Consider the following 14,843-nt stretch of genomic DNA (forward strand, 5'->3'; position numbering starts at 1 on the left):
CTCGTCTCGGCCCCGCTTACTCGAACGCCGTCGCCAGGAGCGCGTCGTAGGCGTGGTCATAGGCGTCCGCGACGGCCTCGGGGTCCGCCCGCGTCTCGCCGTCGAGCGCCGGCAGTCTGACCGCGCCCTTCCGGTCGATGAGGTCGACGACCTTCTCGACACGTTCCTCTAACTGGCCGTCGCCGGGACCCCCGGTGGCGATTTCACAGGCCTTCGCGTAACGGTCGCCGTCGTAGAATCGCGCTCGGCCGGGTTCGACGACGGCGACGGCGTCCGGGACGAACCCGTCGAGCGGTCGAGCTACGTCGCCGTAGGACTCGACGACGCTCCGCTCGGCAGCGGCGATATCCTCGGCGAGCGATGCCAGCGCCTCGGCGTGCATCACGCCCATGAGGTCGTTGAAGTCCGGCACCGACGTGACCCGCGGAGCGGCGTCGAGCGGGAGGCGTTCAGAGACGGAGTCGGGCACGTCGACGGTGCCGTTGACGACGAACTCGCCAACGCCGTCGGTTCCGACTCGGTCGACGACGAACTGCTGGTCGTCCTTCCCGAGCAGTCCGGTACTGGGTCCCGGCGACGGGTGCCAGAGGCGGTGGATGGGGTTGATAGTTTCCGGTCGGACCTCGCCCGGCGAGGCGGCCGCCAGTCGCTTGGCGTCTTTCCCGAACAGACGGCCCTGCTCAGTGGCGTACAGGAAGTCGTCGTGGTCGAACCAGTAGTTGTTGCCAGCGCGGGGCTTGAACCCGCGCGCGCCGGTGTGAGCCAGCAAGCCGACAGAGAACGTCGTCTTGCCGGCGTCGACCCGGTCGCCCCCTGCGACGAGCAGTTTCATTTATCGTCGAGTCCGTACAGGCCAACCACGTCCTCGGCGTCCGGTTCGGCGAAGACCAGCGAGTCCTGGTTGAATATCATCCACGGAATCGCCCAGTCGACGAAGACGGACTCGTTGAACTCGCTCAACTCGGCGTCGACGGGGAGCCCCTGTAGGAGCCGAGCGATCTCGGGGATAGTGTACAGTTTTTCCGGGTCGAGGATGTCGACCGGTTCGTGCAACTCGAAGGAGAGGATGTCGTCGAATTCGCGCTTCTCGACTGGCATTACCCCGAATACGTCGAGGTGTTGGGTAAATCCCTCGAAGCCGCCGCAACACCTTTATTCCTCTACGCTAGGTGATAGATGGATGGTCTCGGTCTTCGTCGGCTACGGATTCGTGCTGGTGGCCTCCGGCGTGTTCGTCGCTGCGCTCGCAATGTACGCGTGGGAGCGGCGGGACCGAGTCGGCGCGAAACCGTTAGCGGTGCTGTTGACCGGGCAGGCGATCTGGTGTGGCTGTGCCGCCGCCGCGGTGCTGTCCCGCGGGACGTGGTGGGCGCTGTTCTGGTCGCGTGCGTGGTACGTTGGTGTCGCCCTCAGCGTCGCTGGTCTCTTCGTCTTCGCACTCGAATACACGGGCCACGAGAAGTGGCTTGGGCGACGGACCTACGTGGTGCTCGCCATCGAACCCGCGCTATTGCTCGTCGCCGCGGCGGTTACCCCGTCGCTGCTTTACACAACTGCGGGACAGTCTCCCGCCCGGATGCTCGGGTGGACCATCGTCTCGGGCGACCTGTTCTGGGCACACGTCGTGTACTCGTACCTGCTTATCGCCGTCTCGTCGGTCCTCATCATCAGATTCGCGCTGTCGTCGGGAGAACTGTATCGAAAGCAGGTGTATGGCTTTCTCATCGCCATCTTCCTCCCGTGGGCCGGCAACATAGCATACCTCTTCACTGACTTCGGGATCGACACGACGCCGATGACGTTCGCCGCGACTGGCGTTGTGCTCTCGTGGACTGTTCTACGGGCCGGCTTCCTCGACATCTCGCCGGTCGCCCACCGGGAAGTCGTCGAGTCGCTCAACAGCGCCGTCTTCGTCGTCGATGGCGAGGATCGACTTACAGAAATCAACGACGCGGGACGGGAATTAATTGGCTGTGACGACGCCGTGAACGAACCCGTCGCGGACGTATTCGCCGAGTGGCCGGCACTGCGCGATACCGCCGTTCTCGGGGTGGCTTCGGAGACTCGAACGGAGATTGCCCGTGAGGACCGCTATTTCGACGTCCACGTGACGCCCCTCTATGACGACCGGAACCACTGTGTCGGCCGCCTCATCCTCGTCCACGAGATGACCGAACAGAAGACGCGCGAACGCCAACTCGAACACCGGAACCAGCAGCTAGACCGGTTCGCGTCGGTCGTCTCCCATGATCTCCGGAACCCCCTGAACGTCGCGGACGGCAGTCTCGAACTCGCACGCGAAACCGGCGACCCGAAGCACTTCGACCGACTCGAACGGGCGCTCGACCGGATGACCCAACTCATCGACGAGATGCTCACGCTCGCCCGCGGCGGATCGACGACCGAGGCGATGACGCTGCCGTTGCCGGCGCTGGCGCGGGCCGCGTGGGAACACGTCGAGACGGGCGACGCGACGCTGCGAGTCGATACTGACCGCGCCGTCGTTGGCAACGAAGAACAGCTGTTGCAGGTGTTCGAGAACGCGTTCCGCAACAGTGTGGAGCACGGCGGTGACGGCGTGACGATAACCGTCACAGCCGACGACGACGGGTTCTACGTCGTCGACGACGGACAGGGAATCCCCGAAGCGAAGCGCGAGAGCGTCTTCGAACACGGGTTTACGACGAGCGACGAAGGGACGGGACTCGGACTCGCGATTATCGAACACGTCGCCGAATCCCACGGCTGGGACGCCGCGATAACCGAAAGTGACGCCGGCGGGGTGAAACTGCTGATTACGGGCGTCGAGACGACGACAACGCCAGCAGAGAACGCAGCTATCGGCGAATACACATACAACTGATACGGATTGTTGTAGTCTCGTACCGGTATCCTCGGGCCCGGTGCGACGAGTACCGGGAAACAGCGACAACAATCCGTATGAGCGACTTCTATCGGACGGGTCACTGCTGGCGCTCGACGAGTGACTCGAAAAAATATCGCGGTGAGGAGCCGTTACTCGAAGTGACCGACCGCGGTCTGGTACTCGTCTGCGACCTCGCTCCAGTCGACGACCTCGAAGAAGGCGTCGATGAACGAGCCGCGGTCCGGACCGTAGTCGTAGTAGTACGAGTGCTCCCAGACGTCGAGGGCCAGAACGGGATGTGCGCCCCAGAGTGCGCCCTGGTCGTGCTTGTCGACCTTGACGTTGCGAAGTTGCTTCGCGACGGGGTCGTAGACCAAGAGCGCCCAGCCGCCCGCGGCGGACGCGGCGGCCTCGAATTCGCCCTTCCAGCCTTCGTAGGAACCGAAGTCCTCCTCGATGCGGTCACGGAGGTCGCCTTCGGGTTCGCCGCCGCCGTTGGGGGCCATGTTGTTCCAGAACAGCGTGTGGAGATAGTGACCACAGCCGTTGTGGGTCACGTTCGCCAGCGCACCGCCCGTCGAGGAGTGGTCGCCCGACTCGCGGTTGTCGGCCAGCGTCTCCTCGGCCGATTCCAGCCCGTTTACGTAGCCCTGATGGTGGGTGTCGTGGTGCCACGTGAGCACCTGCTCGGAGATGTGAGGCTCCAGCGCGTCGTAGTCGTACGGGAGCGGTGGCAGCTCCGGTTCGGAGTGTTCTGACATATGAAATCTCCTCCACAAGAAACGTCGCGCGGCCCACTGTTAAACGTTTAGGAACCGTATGGTACACCCCCGCAAGGACGGCCCGAGGGAGCACCGGTTTGCGCGCTCGAACCCATCGCGGCCGGCGCTCGCGACTTCTGCTCGCTCGTTCCGAGAGTCTTCGCTTGGTCCACGGCTCGCGCTGCTCGCCGTTTCGCCGAGGGCCGACTCCTTCACTCCGTTCAGCCGTCGCCCCTCGCTCGCTCGAACATCTCGATAGCCGCCTCACGACGCTGGCTGTGGTCCACGATCGGATCGGGATAATCGGGGGCCGCGTTCTCCCGCTGGGCCGGCGATGCCTCGTGCCAGTTGTGGATAATCTCCGCGCCGGCGTCTGCCAGTTCCGGGACGTAGCGCGTGATGTACTCGGCGTCGGGGTCGTAGCGTTCGCCCTGTGTCATCGGGTTGAACACCCGGAAATACGGTTGGGCGTCGGTCCCCGTCGAAGCCGCCCACTGCCAGCCGCCGTTGTCGTTGCCCGTGTCGTGGTCGACCAGTTTCTCCCGGAACCAGTCGTAGCCGTGCCGCCAGTCGAGCAGCAGGTCCTTCGTGAGGAATGAAGCGACGATCATCCGAAGGCGATTGTGCATGAACGCCTCCTCGCGGAGCTGTCGCATCCCGGCGTCGACGATGGGATAGCCGGTTTCGCCGTCCTTCCACGCCTGCAAGCTCTCCTCATCCTCGTTCCACCGAATCTCCGTCTCGTACGCCTTGTAGTTCGCCGTGACGACGTTCGGATTGGCGAAGAGGACCTGCGTGTAGAACTCGCGCCACGCCAGTTGGGACTGGAACTCCTCGACAGACGAATCGCGGTCGCTACCCGGCTCCGTCGCGCTCCGGGCCTCGGTGGTGCCCTCGTACACCTCGCGGATACCGATCGTGCCGAACTTGAGATGGGCCGACAGACGCGACGTACAGTCGTCGGCGGGGTAGTCTCGACGCTCCTCGTACCGATAGATATCGTCTTCGAGGAAGGAGTCGAGCCGCTCGCGGGCGTGGTCGGTGCCAGCGGGTGGAACGTCCGCTTCAGGGCCCTCGAATCCCAGGTCACCGAGCGTCGGCAGATCGTCGCCCTCTACATCGGCCAGCGCGTCGCTCTGGGGCGTCTCGTAGGGAGCATCTTTCGCTCGGTCGTGCCACTTCCGGCCGAAGTAGGTGAAGACGCTGTAAGGGTCGCCGTCGTTGGTGGTTATCTCGCCGGGTTCGTGGAGGACGGCGTTCTGTACCGCCTCGCTGGCCACATCGGCGGCATTGAGGGCCTGCCGAACGTCGGCGTCGCGTTCGCGCGCGAGGCCGGAGTAATCCTTGCCCCATGTCACGACGTCCGCGCCGTACTCGTCGGCAAGATCGGGCAGCACCTCACGGGGGTCGCCGCGGACGACAACGAGGTCGCTGCCGCGGTCGCGGTACCACGAGCGGAGGCTGTCGAGCGCGTCGAGCAGGAACGCGACGCGCGGCGGGGCGGCGTGAGCGAGGACCTCGGTGTCGAAGACGAACGCCGGAACGATGGGGTCGTTCGCGCTGGCGTGCGCGAGGCCGGCGTTGTCCGCCGCTCTGAGATCCCGCCGATGCCAGTGAAGACGCATACGAACGGATGGGTCGTGGCACGCAAAAAGGCGAACCCAACACGGTTGGGTCCGGCGGCAGAGTTATTCCGGTGGCCCCGGTGGTCCGCGGTATGTCTGCCGACGACGTGTTACTCGACCTCACAGGAACCGTTGCTACCGTGACACTCAACCGACCGGACGTGCGGAACGCGCTGGCGGTGGATACCGCCCGCGAACTCACCGACCGCTTCGAAACCATCGCCGACAGCGACGCCCGCTGTGTCGTCGTCGAAGGGGCCGGTCCCGCCTTCTGCGCTGGCGGCGACGTCGGCGCGATGATAGAGGGGGTCGCCAACGACCAGCCGCCGGCCGACCGCGCCGAACTCGTCGTCTCTGCCATCAACGCCGCGGTAGAGTCCGTCTACGACTGTCGCCTCCCCGTCGTAGCGAAGATCGATGGCCCGACGTTCGGGGCCGGCGCGGGGCTCGCACTGGCCTGCGATATCCAACTGGCGAGTCCGGAAGCGAAGATCGGCTTCGGCTTCCGCCAGGTGGGGCTGGCCATCGACTCCGGCGTCTCTTACTCTCTGCCGCGTATCGTCGGGCCGAACAAGGCCAAGGAACTCGTCTTCACCGGCGAACTGCTGGACGCCAACGCCGCCCGCGAACTCGGCATCTTCACGCGTCTGTTCGAGACCGACTCCTTCGAGGACGGTGTCGAGAACCTCGTGACGACCATCGCCGAGGGACCCACCGTCGCGCTCACACAAGCGAAACGGCTGCTGGATAGAGGGTCCGAGGGCACCTTCGAACAGGCGCTGGACCGCGAAGCCACTGCGCAGGGCCTCGCCTTCACGACCGACGACCACGAGGAGGGGGCGACCGCGTTCATGGAACAGCGCGACCCCGAGTTCGAGGGGCGGTAAGCGCGAAGGGGCCGATCGACATCAGTCGCCTTCGTCAACCCTTTTCTATACCCGGGTTGACGATGCTCGCATGTCCGACGACACGTTCCGGTTGGCGGTGGACCGCAACGCCCGGCCGTTTCGGTACTACCGCAACGCCGTCGAGCGCCATTGGGACCCCGCCGACATCGATATCGCGCGGGACCGCAACCCACTCATCGACGCTCACCCCAAGACCTTCGAGAACTTTCGGGCGACGGTAGCGAAGTTCGGGGCGGGCGAGCGAGCGGTGACCGAGGACCTCGCGCCGCTGGCCGTCGTGCTCTCCGACGCCGAATCGCAGGCGTACCTCTCGACGCAACTGTACGAGGAGGCACGCCACCTCGACTTCTTCGAGCGCTACTGGCGCGAGGTCGTCAATCCCGTCGAGGAGTCGAGGGGGCTCGACCCGACCTCGCCGACCGAAGACCGCTGGATAAACGCGGCCTACGACGAACTGCTCGCCCGAACAGACGAGGTGATGCATCGGCTACTGGAGGCGGATACGCCCGAGAATCGGGCTATCGCCTACTGTCACTACCATCTGACCATCGAGGGAATCCTCGCACAGACGGCCTACTGGGGACTCCAGCGGAGTTTCGGCCCTAACGAGTCCGACCTCCCGACGCTTCTGGGGTTCACCGAGGGGATTCAGGCCATCCGAAGCGACGAGGGTCGCCACGTCGGGTTCGGAATGGCGCAGTTGAAGCGGTTAGTCGCCGACGGTGTCGACCCGCAACTGCTCCACGACACGGTCAACGAACTCCTGCCGCTCGTCCAGCGGACGACCACCGACGGCATCAGCGCGGATTCGAGTCGTAAGACGCCGGGACCGTCGGCCGCCGATTTGCAGACCTACGCCGCCGAGAAACACACCGAGCGGATGGCCCAGATAACCGACGAATCCGTCTCGCTTCCGGACGTGGAGACGCTGGTTGCACTGGAGCGGTAACTATGAGAGCCGCAATTGTCAAATCTCGTGATAGAGGAATGTCTATATGGTAGCCGAAACTCCGAATTGGGAGTTCAAGCAGCGGGACGTCCACATCTTACGGGAACTCGCCGCCGAACCCCAGCGCTCCTCGCGCGAACTCGCGAGCATCCTCGAGGAGAAGTACGACATCGATGTCTCACACGTCACCGTCAGCGAGTCGATCCGGAAGATGCGCGAGGAGGAGGTCTTTCGGGAAGCCATCGTCCCGAACGAATCGCTGTTCAACTTCGCCCTCTTCGAGTTCAAGTTCAACCCCGAACACTTCGCCGACGCCTGGCACGACGCGATGGTCGCCATCCGCGACGACGAGCACACGCTCTTTTACTTCCTCTCCGACGGCGAGTACCAGTGGAAGTCGGTGATGATGTTCCCCACCCGTACCGCCGAATCACGGTGGATTCACGAGTTCTACAAGAACCACGGCCACGTCGTCCAAAACGTCCGCAACTCCGTCGTCCACAACGTCCTGAAGTTCCAGACCGACCCGGAGATATTCACCGAGTTACACGAAGAGTAGAGAGAGAGAAAGACCGCTTCAGAGCTTCCGCTCGGCGTCTTCGGCCAGTTCCTTCATCCGCTTGCCGACACGTCCCGCATCGGAAAACTCGTCTTCGCTCATCGCCGTCGCCAGCGCGTTCCCGAGGACGAAGACGGCGTGTTTGTGTTCGCTCTTGGACTTGTGAACGTCGGACGGGCGAACGTCGAGTTCGTCGTACGGGTCGAACAGCGCCGGGTCGACGCTGTCCATCTCGTCGCGGAAGAACTCCATAATCGTCACCATCTGTTCGTGAAGCTCCAGCAGTTCGTCTTTGTGCATATTGTGTGGTGTATTCGAGGGGACCCGTATAAGAATTGCTTGGGAGAGGGTACCAGACTGCCACGGTCCGCCGGTTAAAAGACGTACTCGTCGTCGTGACCCATCATACCGTCTTCCTCGAATCCGGGCTCCTCGTCTTCGTCCTGAGGGCCGGATGTTTTGTACGCTTTGAGCCCGGTGGAGAGGAGGTCTTCGATGGCTTCCTCGCGGTTGAGGAATTCGCCTCGCTCGACCAGCTGAGCGACCTGCATCTCTAGATGTTCCGGGACGTTGATCTCTACCTTTGGCATCGCAACGTTGCCACCTTTGAGGAAGGCATATTTAAACCTGACGGGGGTCGTTACGGTATTGAACAACTATTAATCTGATTCAGCCCTACGTGATTTTCGAAAATCTATATTCAATTACTTTATCGCGAACCAGCGGCGGGTGACAGACGGTGGGGGTGCCGCCAGTTTCGGGTATAGTCAGGCTCAAAGGGGCGGCATCCTAAGACCGACGTGATGGAACCACTGCGTGGTGACGAGTGGACGGTGGGCGAGACGGCAGTCGTCACGCGCGGTCGTCGAGTCGAGTGCGGGACGACCCGACCTGTTCTCGACGCCGGCGTGCGTCCGACGTTCGCGTGGGCCACCGATTCGGAGGCGATTGCCGCGAGCGGAGCCGTCGCCCTCGTGACCGCCGACGGCTCCTCGCGCTTCGCCGACGTGCAGACGGCCGCCGAGCGGCTCTTTGACCGCTGTGAGGTCCCAACGGGCCTGCCGAGCACCGCACGCCCCCGTCTGTTCGGTGGCTTCGCCTTCCACGAAGGAGACCGAGACGGCGACGACTCCCCGTGGAACGAATTTCCCGGGGCCGCCTTCTTCCTCCCTGAAGTGCAGGTGACCGAGAGCGACGGACAGACGTGGCTCACGACGACGGGCACCGGCTCGTCGGCCGCCGCCGAGGCCGACCAACGTCTCGAAACGTGGCGGGACCGACTGACCGATGCCGAAAGCCCCACACACACCACCCCGCCGGGCGTGGCCGACCGGGAGCGGACCCCCTCGCAGGCCGTTTGGCGTGATCAGGTGGGCAACGCGCTGGAGCGAGTCGAGCGCGGCCGCCTCCAGAAAGTCGTCCTCGCACAGGCGCTACGCGTGAGCCTCCGCGAGGAACTCTCGATACCCGCCGTGCTCGACCGACTGACCGAGACGTACCCCGACTGCTATCGCTTCATGTTCGCGCCGCCCGGCGACGGGACGTTCTTCGGCGCGACGCCGGAGCGACTGGTATCGCTTCGTGGCCGAACCGTCAGGACCGAGGCGTTGGCCGGGTCGACCGGCCGCGGCGACACCCCGGCCGAAGACGAGTGGCTGGCCGCGGAGCTGCTTGATAGCGAGAAGGACGTCCACGAACACCAGCTCGTCGCCGACGCTATCCGCGACCAGTTGGAGCCGTTCGCTTCCTCGGTACGCATCGGCGAGCGGACCGTCCGCCGACTGGCGACGGTCCAGCACCTCAGAACGTCTATCACGGCCGAACTCGAACGGGACGAACACGTCCTCTCACTGGTCGAGGCGCTCCACCCGACGCCCGCCGTCGGCGGCTTGCCGCCGGACGAGGCCCTGCGGACCATCCGCGAGACGGAAGCGTTCGACCGCGGCTGGTACGCCGCGCCCATCGGTTGGGTCGACGCCGCGGGCAATGGGACGTTCGCCGTCGGCATCCGCTCGGCGGTCGCCCGCGACCGGACGGCCACGCTGTTCGCTGGGGCCGGCATCGTCGCCGACAGCGACCCCGACAGGGAGTGGGACGAAGTGCAACTCAAGTATCGCCCGATACTGGACGAACTGGAGTGACTCGCGTGGGCTATCCGAACGTCAACACGCTGTGGGCCGAGACGCTGGTCGAGGAACTCGTTGCCGGCGGCGTCGACGCGGTCTGTCTCTCGCCGGGCAGTCGCTCGACGCCGTTGACAGTCGCCTTCGCCGAGCATCCCGAGGTTCGTACGTTCTCGCACCTCGACGAGCGCTCCTCGGCGTTCTTCGCGCTCGGCCGCGCGCGCCGGACGGGAAAACCGACTCCACTCGTCTGCACGTCGGGGACAGCCGCGGCGAACTTCCACCCGGCGGTCATCGAGGCCACTCAGTCGGGTGTCCCGATGCTCTTGCTCACGGCCGACCGGCCGCCGGAACTCACCGACAGCGGCGCGAACCAGACCGTCGACCAGGAGAAACTGTACGGCGACGCGGTCCGCTGGTACCGTGACATGCCCGAACCCGAGGCCGAACCGCGGACGGTCAGAATGTTGCGGACCACCGCCGCTCGGTCGCTCGCCGCGGCGACCGGCAGCGACCCCGGCCCGGTCCATCTCAACTGCCGCTTTCGCAAGCCGCTCGAACCGACGCCGGTCCCCGACGAGGCTCCGGGCGGCGTGCCCGACGGCTGGGCCGATGGCGACCGACTGGCCGCCGAGGGTCGAGACGGCCCGTTCGTCCGGACCGGGCAAGGGACCCCCGAACTCCCGTCCGACGAAGTCGCACGTGTCGCCCGCGCCGTCGAGTCGGCTGACCGGGGGCTCCTCGTCGCCGGGCCCGACGACGACGGCCTCGCTCCTGACGAACTCGAAGCGCTCGCGAGCGCCACCGGCTTCCCGGTCCTAGCGGACCCGCTGTCGGACCTCCGATTCGGCCCGCACGTCGACCGCCTCGACGCACTGGTCTGTGGCGGCTACGACGCCTACCTCGGCGCTGATGCCGTCGCGTCGTGGGCCGACCCCGACGTGGTGTTGCGCTTCGGCGCGTCACCCACGTCCAAACCGCTCCGACAGTACCTCCGGGACGCGGACTGTCGCCAGTTCGTCGTCGACCCGGCGGGCGGATGGACCGAAGCCGAGTTCACCGCCTCGGACCTGTTGGTCGCTAACCCGAACGTCACCGCGAGCGCCCTCGCAGAGCGGGTCACGGAGCGGGGCGACGAGGCGTGGCGAGAACGGTTCGCGGCCGCGGAGCGCGCTCACTGGACCGCCATCGAAGACGCGCTCGCTTCCGACGACCGCTACTGGGAGGGCGGCGTGCTAGCTGACGTGACCCGGTTCGCGCCCGACCCGACGACGCTGTTCGTCTCCAACAGCATGCCGGTCCGCGACCTGGACCGCTTCGGCCGTCCCCGAACCGCGAACCTCACCGTCCTCGGCAACCGCGGTGCCAGCGGTATCGACGGTATCACCTCGACGGCGCTCGGCGCGGGCAGCGCGACCGGCGACCCGCTGGTGCTGGTGACCGGCGACCTCGCGTACTACCACGACATGAACGGTCTGCTCGCGCTGGGCCGCTGCGACGTCGACGCGACCATCGTCCTCGTGAACAACGACGGCGGCGGCATCTTCGGGATTCTCCCCATCGCGGAGCACGACACCTTCGAGTCGCAGTTCCGGACGCCACACGGGCTGGACTTCGGCCCGACGGGCGACCTCTACGGACTGGAGTTCTGCCGCGTCGAGAATCGCGCGGCGTTCGGAGACGCCTTCGAGAAGTCGGTCGACAGTGAGGGCACGCAAGTTATCGAGATTCAGTTCGACGCCAGAGCGAGCCACGACCGGCGCGAGGAGTTGACTGAGCGCAGTCGTCGGGCTATCGCCACTCGCTGAGAGACTCTTCGAGCGTCCCCTCTGGAACCGCCGTCGTCTGTCCCTCCGTTTCCGGGAGTTCGGTGAAGGCCGTCTCGTTCTTGCTGAAGTCGGGTTGGTCGCCGCCAGTCGTGCTCCCCGAGACGACGCCGACGACATCCCCGTCCAGCGTCAGCAGCGGGCCGCCGCTGTTACCCTGCTGGACCGGCACCGTCGAGAGCAACCAGTCGATGCCGCGGGGTCGCTGATAGAAGCGTCCGAGCGTGATGAGCCACTTCCCGAGTCGGCCCGGGTGACCCACCGTAATCAGCGGGTCGCCGTATTCGAGGTCGGACGAGTCGCCGAGCGAGAGCGTCGGGACCGACACGTCAGTTTCGAGGAGTGCGAGATCGGGTCGCATGTCGTCGTAGTAACCGATTCGCTCAGCCGTGCCGGTCGTCTCGTCGAACGTCTCGACGGACATCGACGGCGCACCCATCACGACGTGAGCGTTCGTAACTATCTGTCCGTCGCCGACCGCCCACCCGGTCCCGCGTCGGCGGTCGGTCTCCAAGACGACGACCGAATCGCGGACCGTCTGTCCGGTCTCGGACGCTCGTTCCCTCGTCGCGTCGTCGAACGGTTCGGTCGGCGGTTCTTTCCCATCGACTTGGTTGCTAGCCGCTTCCGCCGCTGTTCGAACCTGTTCTTCGAGTGCGGAGCCGTCGTCCGGCAGTCGTTCGACGACGCCGGAACAACCGGAGAGTCCGGCCGCGGCAGCGAGCGACGCGAGCACCGAGCGGCGTGACCGGGCCATACCGCATCGAAGGGGGCCGAACGTATAGGGGTTATCACAATCGCAGGACGGAGAACGTCAACACGGAGAATCCGAAAGGGAGCCACGTCCCACACAGCGCGATGATCCCGACGATAGAGAGAAAGCCGATGTCGAACGCGAGTAACGCCACCGGTGTGACGAGGCTCCAGCCACCGAAGACGAGCAACGCGACGCGGGGCATCGACTGGAGGTAGCCGACGACCAGCAGTCCGCACGCGCCGACGATAGCGTTGACGTAGAGTGGAAAGCCCGGCATCACTGTGGTGAATAGTAGCGTGGGGTAGAGAACGACCATGAACCCGAGTATCGTCAGTTCGTTGCCGGTCGGAAAGAGACGGAGACGGCGCTGGCCCGCTTCGACGCTCTCTCTGACGGAGTATCCCGAAGACGTGTTCCATACGCCGCTATCGCTGTTCCCGGCGGCTCCCGCGGCCGTGGCGCCTGTAGCGGCTCCGCCCGTTGCCGTCGCAGTGGTGGTCGTTTCGGTCGCACCCGTCTCCGCTGCGTTTTCAGTCCGGCTCGCGGTCCCCGTAGCCGCCTCCCGCTCGGTCCTCTCCTCGCGGACGCGTTCGCTCGCTCGCCGTTCGCGTCGCGTTCGATCTCCGCTCCGCCGTCGAGCGTGCCCGTCAGTCCCGCCGACCGAACCGTCCGCGTCGCCAGTATTCGAAGTTTCCCGGTTCGACTGCTCGCTCCCCGCTCCGTAGCCGGCGTTCCGCGCCGCTCTGGCAATATCGCTACCGCCCGGTTCGGGCTCGTTGTCGACGTAGGCGGCGTGGCCGACCCTGTCGTACCGCGCCCGCTCCGCTTCGTCGACGAGGACGTCGCGGGCTTCGACGAGTTTGCGGGTCGCTACGCGAGCGTCGTCGTCGTCGCTCACATCGGGATGCGTCTCTTTCAGGCGCTCCCGATAGGCCGCTTCGATTTCGTCGGTCGTCGCGTCCTCGGCGACGCCGAGTAGCTCGTAGAACGTCTCGCTCATGGAGGGCTGGTATACCGTCTACTCTGAAACAGTCGCGTAAAAATCCACCTCCCCGATTATCAGAACTCTCGGTCCGGCTCCCGCCGGGCGTCCGTCGACTGTTCGCGTGCGCTCGTCTCTGCCGTTTCAGTGATTCGAGTGCCCGAGACGCCCTCGGTCTGTTGCCGTGCTAACTGCTCCAACGCGCTCGCGATACGCGCGAGGACGAGGATCAGTCGATAGAACAGGTAAACACACCACATCGCGACGATAGCGAGCAGGCCAAAGAGAACGGACCCCTGAATTACGAGGCTGTACGCGAGGACGAGGACCGAGAGTGCCGCGAGCCCGGTTTTGAGCGTCCGGTCGTTCGTTTCGGAGGACATACGTTCCCGATGCGCTCCGACCACGCTTAAAAGCGTTCGCCTTACAGCGAATCTTTTTGCGGGGGGCGCTGTCATGCCCGGTATGGTCTCAGAGCTATTCGATTCTGCCCGCTGGGAACCCGTCGAGCGGTTCGACTTCACCGACATCACCTATCACCGTTCGACGGAGACGGGCGCGGTCCGCATCGGCTTCGACCGTCCCGAAAAACGCAACGCCTTCCGCCCGGAGACGGTGGACGAACTCTCCAAGGCGCTGGACCACGCGAAACGGCTCACTGACGTCGGCTGTGTCCTCATCACGGGGAACGGCCCCTCACCAAAGGACGGCGGGTGGGCGTTCTGTTCCGGCGGCGACCAAAGCATCCGCGGCGAGAGCGGATACGAGTACGAAGCAGACGAAGACAGCGAGTCGGCACGCGACTCGGAACGGGCGAGCGGGGAGCAACGCGACCCGCGAGACATCGGGGACCCTGACGCCCCCGAGAACGTTGGTCGCCTCCACATTCTGGAGGTCCAGCGCCAGATTCGTCACATCCCCAAACCTGTCGTCGCCGTCGTTCCCGGCTGGGCCGTCGGCGGCGGCCACTCCCTGCACGTCGTCTGTGACCTCACCATCGCCAGCGAGGAGCACGCGAAGTTCCTCCAGACCGACCCCGACGTGGGCTCTTTCGACGGCGGCTTCGGCTCCGCCTATCTCGCCCGACAGGTCGGACAGAAGAAAGCCCGCGAGGTGTTCTTCCTCGGAAAGACCTACGACGCCGACGAGGCCGCCGAGATGGGCATGGTCAACGAGGCCGTCCCACACGACGAGTTAGAGGACACCGCTATCGAGTGGGCCGAGCGCATGAACGAGAAGTCCCCCACGGCGATGCGGATGCTCAAATACGCGTTCAACCTCGACTCGGACGGCATGGTCGGCCAGCAGGTCTTCGCCGGCGAAGCGACCCGACTGGCCTACATGACCGACGAAGCCCAGGAAGGCCGCGACGCCTTCAACGAGGGACGAGAACCGGACTTCGACGACGTTCCCTGGCACTACTAGACCACGTTTTTCACCGGGAGGTTCGCGCTCGCTGCTGGCGATCGCTCAACCCCCGGCGAAAA

General features: G+C 65.2%; 16 protein-coding genes. 7 read left to right on the top strand and 9 right to left on the bottom strand.

Annotated features, from left to right (window positions below):
• Window positions 1-16 precede the first annotated feature (16 nt).
• On the bottom strand, window positions 17-832 hold the full coding sequence (locus tag E4S61_RS05640) for an ATPase (RefSeq protein ID WP_135302907.1): 816 nt from the start codon (window positions 830-832) through the stop codon (window positions 17-19).
• On the bottom strand, window positions 829-1,098 hold the full coding sequence (locus E4S61_RS05645) for a DUF5827 family protein (RefSeq protein ID WP_135302908.1): 270 nt from the start codon (window positions 1,096-1,098) through the stop codon (window positions 829-831). Before E4S61_RS05645 ends, E4S61_RS05640 begins: the two co-directional genes overlap by 4 nt.
• A gap of 82 nt (window positions 1,099-1,180) precedes the next feature.
• Between E4S61_RS05645 and E4S61_RS05650 the strand changes: the two genes are divergently transcribed.
• Window positions 1,181-2,863 (top strand): histidine kinase N-terminal 7TM domain-containing protein, encoded by a 1,683-nt coding sequence (locus E4S61_RS05650; RefSeq protein ID WP_135302909.1) that lies wholly within the window; start codon window positions 1,181-1,183, stop codon window positions 2,861-2,863.
• A 152-nt stretch (window positions 2,864-3,015) separates the two neighbouring features.
• Here the strand turns inward: E4S61_RS05650 and sod are convergent, their stop codons facing one another.
• Both sod and E4S61_RS05660 read right to left on the bottom strand, forming a co-directional pair.
• On the bottom strand, window positions 3,016-3,627 hold the full coding sequence (sod, locus tag E4S61_RS05655) for a superoxide dismutase (RefSeq protein WP_135302910.1): 612 nt from the start codon (window positions 3,625-3,627) through the stop codon (window positions 3,016-3,018).
• Window positions 3,628-3,848: 221 nt separating this feature from the next.
• On the bottom strand, window positions 3,849-5,252 hold the full coding sequence (locus E4S61_RS05660; RefSeq protein ID WP_135302911.1) for a cryptochrome/photolyase family protein: 1,404 nt from the start codon (window positions 5,250-5,252) through the stop codon (window positions 3,849-3,851).
• A 92-nt stretch (window positions 5,253-5,344) separates the two neighbouring features.
• Here E4S61_RS05660 and E4S61_RS05665 point away from each other — a divergent pair, with 92 nt between their 5' ends.
• The 3 genes from E4S61_RS05665 to E4S61_RS05675 all read left to right on the top strand — a co-directional run bounded on the left by E4S61_RS05665 (window position 5,345) and on the right by E4S61_RS05675 (window position 7,668).
• Window positions 5,345-6,139 (top strand): enoyl-CoA hydratase/isomerase family protein, encoded by a 795-nt coding sequence (locus E4S61_RS05665; RefSeq protein ID WP_135302912.1) that lies wholly within the window; start codon window positions 5,345-5,347, stop codon window positions 6,137-6,139.
• A gap of 70 nt (window positions 6,140-6,209) precedes the next feature.
• Window positions 6,210-7,109 carry a ferritin family protein gene (locus tag E4S61_RS05670; protein ID WP_135302913.1) on the top strand — a complete coding sequence of 300 codons (900 nt, stop codon included), beginning with the start codon at window positions 6,210-6,212 and terminating at the stop codon, window positions 7,107-7,109.
• Window positions 7,110-7,155: 46 nt separating this feature from the next.
• A complete protein-coding gene (locus E4S61_RS05675) occupies window positions 7,156-7,668 on the top strand; it encodes an Lrp/AsnC family transcriptional regulator (RefSeq protein ID WP_135302914.1) in 513 nt (170 codons plus the stop codon).
• An 18-nt stretch (window positions 7,669-7,686) separates the two neighbouring features.
• Here the strand turns inward: E4S61_RS05675 and E4S61_RS05680 are convergent, their stop codons facing one another.
• Complete coding sequence (locus tag E4S61_RS05680; protein WP_135302915.1) at window positions 7,687-7,968, bottom strand: UPF0058 family protein; 282 nt, start codon at window positions 7,966-7,968, stop codon at window positions 7,687-7,689.
• 74 nt (window positions 7,969-8,042) lie between these two features.
• A complete protein-coding gene (locus tag E4S61_RS05685) occupies window positions 8,043-8,258 on the bottom strand; it encodes a DUF7120 family protein (protein ID WP_135302916.1) in 216 nt (71 codons plus the stop codon).
• A gap of 213 nt (window positions 8,259-8,471) precedes the next feature.
• Between E4S61_RS05685 and E4S61_RS05690 the strand changes: the two genes are divergently transcribed.
• Window positions 8,472-9,809 (top strand): isochorismate synthase, encoded by a 1,338-nt coding sequence (locus E4S61_RS05690; protein ID WP_135302917.1) that lies wholly within the window; start codon window positions 8,472-8,474, stop codon window positions 9,807-9,809.
• 5 nt (window positions 9,810-9,814) lie between these two features.
• Window positions 9,815-11,599, top strand: coding sequence for a 2-succinyl-5-enolpyruvyl-6-hydroxy-3-cyclohexene-1-carboxylic-acid synthase (gene menD, locus E4S61_RS05695; RefSeq protein WP_135303292.1), 1,785 nt, complete (start codon window positions 9,815-9,817; stop codon window positions 11,597-11,599).
• Here the strand turns inward: menD and E4S61_RS05700 are convergent.
• Genes E4S61_RS05700 through E4S61_RS05710 form a run of 3 tightly spaced genes read right to left on the bottom strand, consistent with a single transcriptional unit; the run spans window position 11,583 to window position 13,739 of the window.
• On the bottom strand, window positions 11,583-12,374 hold the full coding sequence (locus tag E4S61_RS05700; RefSeq protein ID WP_135302918.1) for a S1C family serine protease: 792 nt from the start codon (window positions 12,372-12,374) through the stop codon (window positions 11,583-11,585). The genes menD and E4S61_RS05700 overlap by 17 nt on opposite strands.
• A gap of 34 nt (window positions 12,375-12,408) precedes the next feature.
• Window positions 12,409-13,374 (bottom strand): J domain-containing protein, encoded by a 966-nt coding sequence (locus E4S61_RS05705; protein WP_135302919.1) that lies wholly within the window; start codon window positions 13,372-13,374, stop codon window positions 12,409-12,411.
• Between the two features lie 59 nt (window positions 13,375-13,433).
• Window positions 13,434-13,739, bottom strand: a complete 306-nt coding sequence (locus E4S61_RS05710; RefSeq protein WP_135302920.1) for a hypothetical protein — start codon at window positions 13,737-13,739, stop codon at window positions 13,434-13,436.
• A gap of 82 nt (window positions 13,740-13,821) precedes the next feature.
• Between E4S61_RS05710 and E4S61_RS05715 the strand changes: the two genes are divergently transcribed.
• The gene (locus tag E4S61_RS05715) at window positions 13,822-14,781 is read left to right on the top strand and encodes a 1,4-dihydroxy-2-naphthoyl-CoA synthase (RefSeq protein ID WP_135302921.1); all 960 of its coding nucleotides are present in this window, start codon (window positions 13,822-13,824) and stop codon (window positions 14,779-14,781) included.
• The last annotated feature ends 62 nt before the right edge of the window (window positions 14,782-14,843 follow it).

The organism is Haloarcula amylovorans (genome assembly GCF_004681185.1).
In the GTDB taxonomy this organism is placed as follows: Archaea; Halobacteriota; Halobacteria; order Halobacteriales; family Haloarculaceae; genus Haloarcula; species Haloarcula amylovorans.